A 2,352-nucleotide genomic window follows, 5' to 3' on the forward strand; every position below is an offset into this window, starting at 1 on the left:
GTTGATCGTGCTAATAGCCGAATAATTAGTTATTAGCCCAATATATAATAAAATATATTGGATTTTATTTTCTAATTATTTGGATATTTTTGTCATGAAAGAATTTTGATTTTTCATGAAAGAATTTTGATTTTTGATGATTTCACTAATTCATTGGCTACTTTAAAGCATATTTTCCCTCGCTATTTTATATATTTAAGAAGCTTGAATTGCCGTAAAGAAAAGGAAGAAAATCCGCAGCAAGCTATCATATAAGCTTCTTTCTCTGGGTGTCTGGGCGATCGCAGACCAAATTGACTAATGCAGATTCACAGAAATAAAGATACCATATCACCAAACACAATACAGTAAGTGGGCGTAAATAATTAAAGGTTTGTAGTAAACGCCCCCAGCCCGATTTTAAGGTCTGAAGCCCTTACTACGAGTCAATTTAACTAATTTTACATTACGTAACATAGTTTAATTTATTCTTGCCCACTTCCTGATCCTGAGTCTACCACGTTTAAAAACCGGGTTACTCTAAATACTTCTGCTACTTTTTCATCTCCTAGTTCCAAAACCTGCTGTAATGGGCTTAATTCCTTGCCAATCTCCTCTGTGAGCCAGTACTCGTGCTAAATTGCTTGAGTCAGTACTACTCGTACTGCTTATATATACATGTTTTACCTATCTGTATCAGGCTAAATCTTTAAGAATATATTACAAATCAAGTTATTCTGATTACTGCTGACTCATCTATTAAGTGTTATCTCCACCTATACAGCAGTCCTAAATTATTCGTAAAAACAAGATCCCTGGCAACTTTTACGAAGCCGGGGATCAAGTTTTGTCACAGATGATTTAGAAAAGTTGCAACTAAGCGTATTCGCGTCAGGATTGGTGCCCAGAGTGATGGGAGCTACTTTACCTCCCACCACACCTAAAATGATTGAACTCGTCATTTAATTCGTGGGACTAGAGGGTTTAACCTGATTTCGCATTGTTTCAAAGCTGAAAGCAGCCGCGCCAAAGGTTACTAACAACACTCCCAGAATTTGTATAATATCCAAATTTTCTTGAATAATTAACCCAGCGAAAATCACGGTTAAAACTGGGATGGTACCACCAATGAGCGCCGATCGCGAGCCACCTAGTTTACTAATACCAACATTGTTCAGCAAATAGCCTGCAAGAGTCAACACACCTAAAATAAATGCGCTTAAAACCAGTTCCAGCATCTTAGAGGGATCAACTACCAAGTTCCAATCACTTGGTAAAGGTAGCATCAAGCAGATAAAGCTCAACAGCAACATGGTGGCGAAGTTAATTAAAGTAAAAGTCACAGGATGCAGTTTGCTAGCACAAACCCGCGTCAGAATTATGTAGGCTGCAAAAGCCACACCCGAAAGAATAGCGGCACTGCTTCCCATTGAAGTATTACCCATACCTGGGTTGGGAGAACCTCCTAAAACCAACAATTCACCGCAGCAAATCGCAGCGATCGCACTGATGCGAAATGTGGTAGGGCGATCACGAAACAGAAACCATGACAATAAACCACTAACCATCGGATAGATAAAGAACAGTGCGATCGCCATTCCAGTTGTGACTTGAGCGATCGCAATGTATATGAGAACCTGAGACAAAAACAAAAAGCAGCCACTCACAACTGACAACAGCAAAATCTGCTTGGTAGCTGCATTAGCAGGTGTGGGATTTCCTCTAACTGAGTTAGCCAAGTTTTCTAAGTCTTGCCACATGGTTGGGTGTAGTATCGGAGACAACAATACCAACAGTGGTACTACTACCATAAACCGTAGGGTCAAAATTAAGAAAGTATTGCCCAAAGTCGGCGGCAGCAAGCGCTCTACCTCTAATACTCCAAAAATCTGGGAACCTTCGTGGAAAATTATCTTGATGGCTACGTTGTAAAGCGACGATAGCACTGCCGATAAGACAATCAACAATAAACCGATTTGGAGCGACGATAAACCAGAGGAATTGCGCGATCGCGATTGTGGAGGTTTTGCTTCTGGCTGCGGCTCTAGCGCAGTAGAAGGCGGGTATTTAGTTTTGCTCGGTGAGACGTTCCTGCGGAGGAGAGAAATTGATTCAGCAGCGTTTCTCCTTCGTGAAGGTTGTATTGCTTCCGGCTGTGGCACAGATACAGTCGGAGGTTCTGATGTCGTTTCGTTTTCCGATAAGTCCTTATTGAGGACAGAAATTGGTTCAGCAGCGTTTTCCTTTAGTGGCGGAACTACAACAGCATTCGGCTCTGATTTAGTTTCCGTTTGGGACAAGTCTTGGCTGGGGACAGAAATTGGGTTCGCGGCGTTTTCTCTAACAACAGTCGGCTCTGATGTCGTTTCCCTT

Annotated in this window: 1 protein-coding gene; it reads right to left on the reverse strand. The window is 41.5% G+C overall.

Going from position 1 to position 2,352, the window contains the following annotated elements:
• Positions 1-941 precede the first annotated feature (941 nt).
• Positions 942-2,352 (reverse strand): DMT family transporter (locus ACFFAP_RS35960; RefSeq protein WP_375515688.1); only part of this gene is annotated, 1,411 nt, incomplete at its 5' end.

The organism is uncultured Nostoc sp. (assembly GCF_964245575.1).
Taxonomy (GTDB): Bacteria; Cyanobacteriota; Cyanobacteriia; order Cyanobacteriales; family Nostocaceae; genus Nostoc.